The following is a 1,690-nucleotide window of genomic DNA, read 5'->3' as shown; positions in this document are numbered from 1 at the left end:
ATCAGACAATCTGTGTGGACACTGCACAATGCGTATCTTGAGGTAAGGAGGTGATCCAACCGCAGGTTCCCCTACGGTTACCTTGTTACGACTTCACCCCAGTCATGAATCACAAAGTGGTAAGCGCCCTCCCGAAGGTTAAGCTACCTACTTCTTTTGCAACCCACTCCCATGGTGTGACGGGCGGTGTGTACAAGGCCCGGGAACGTATTCACCGTAGCATTCTGATCTACGATTACTAGCGATTCCGACTTCATGGAGTCGAGTTGCAGACTCCAATCCGGACTACGACATACTTTATGAGGTCCGCTTGCTCTCGCGAGTTCGCTTCTCTTTGTATATGCCATTGTAGCACGTGTGTAGCCCTACTCGTAAGGGCCATGATGACTTGACGTCATCCCCACCTTCCTCCGGTTTATCACCGGCAGTCTCCTTTGAGTTCCCACCATTACGTGCTGGCAACAAAGGATAAGGGTTGCGCTCGTTGCGGGACTTAACCCAACATTTCACAACACGAGCTGACGACAGCCATGCAGCACCTGTCTCACGGTTCCCGAAGGCACTAAGCCATCTCTGGCGAATTCCGTGGATGTCAAGAGTAGGTAAGGTTCTTCGCGTTGCATCGAATTAAACCACATGCTCCACCGCTTGTGCGGGCCCCCGTCAATTCATTTGAGTTTTAACCTTGCGGCCGTACTCCCCAGGCGGTCGACTTAACGCGTTAGCTCCGGAAGCCACGCCTCAAGGGCACAACCTCCAAGTCGACATCGTTTACAGCGTGGACTACCAGGGTATCTAATCCTGTTTGCTCCCCACGCTTTCGCACCTGAGCGTCAGTCTTTGTCCAGGGGGCCGCCTTCGCCACCGGTATTCCTCCAGATCTCTACGCATTTCACCGCTACACCTGGAATTCTACCCCCCTCTACAAGACTCTAGCTTGCCAGTTTCAAATGCAGTTCCCACGTTAAGCGCGGGGATTTCACATCTGACTTAACAAACCGCCTGCGTGCGCTTTACGCCCAGTAATTCCGATTAACGCTTGCACCCTCCGTATTACCGCGGCTGCTGGCACGGAGTTAGCCGGTGCTTCTTCTGCGAGTAACGTCAATCACCACACGTATTAAGTATGATGCCTTCCTCCTCGCTGAAAGTGCTTTACAACCCTAAGGCCTTCTTCACACACGCGGCATGGCTGCATCAGGCTTGCGCCCATTGTGCAATATTCCCCACTGCTGCCTCCCGTAGGAGTCTGGACCGTGTCTCAGTTCCAGTGTGGCTGGTCATCCTCTCAGACCAGCTAGGGATCGTCGCCTAGGTGAGCCATTACCTCACCTACTAGCTAATCCCATCTGGGCACATCCGATGGCGTGAGGTCCGAAGATCCCCCACTTTGCTCTTTCGAGGTCATGCGGTATTAGCTACCGTTTCCAGTAGTTATCCCCCTCCATCAGGCAGTTTCCCAGACATTACTCACCCGTCCGCCGCTCGCCGGCAAAGTAGCAAGCTACTTTCCGCTGCCGCTCGACTTGCATGTGTTAGGCCTGCCGCCAGCGTTCAATCTGAGCCATGATCAAACTCTTCAATTAAAAGTTCGATTTGCTTCAACAAGTGAAGCGGTGCTCAGAGATTACTTCGTAATAATTCAACTAAATGAATTACTGCTTGGTCACTCTAAGACTTGATATTTTTT

Annotated in this window: 1 rRNA gene; it reads right to left on the bottom strand. The window is 52.3% G+C overall.

The window, feature by feature from the left end:
• Positions 1-43 precede the first annotated feature (43 nt).
• Positions 44-1,586, bottom strand: a 16S ribosomal RNA gene (locus tag DXU84_RS24895).
• Between the last annotated feature and the right edge of the window lie 104 nt (positions 1,587-1,690).

Source organism: Rahnella sp. RcJ3, assembly GCF_009498575.1.
In the GTDB taxonomy this organism is placed as follows: domain Bacteria; phylum Pseudomonadota; class Gammaproteobacteria; order Enterobacterales; family Enterobacteriaceae; genus Rahnella; species Rahnella aceris.
The sequence above is the reverse complement of the archived record's forward strand: the minus strand, read 5'-3'. Positions and strand labels throughout refer to the sequence as shown.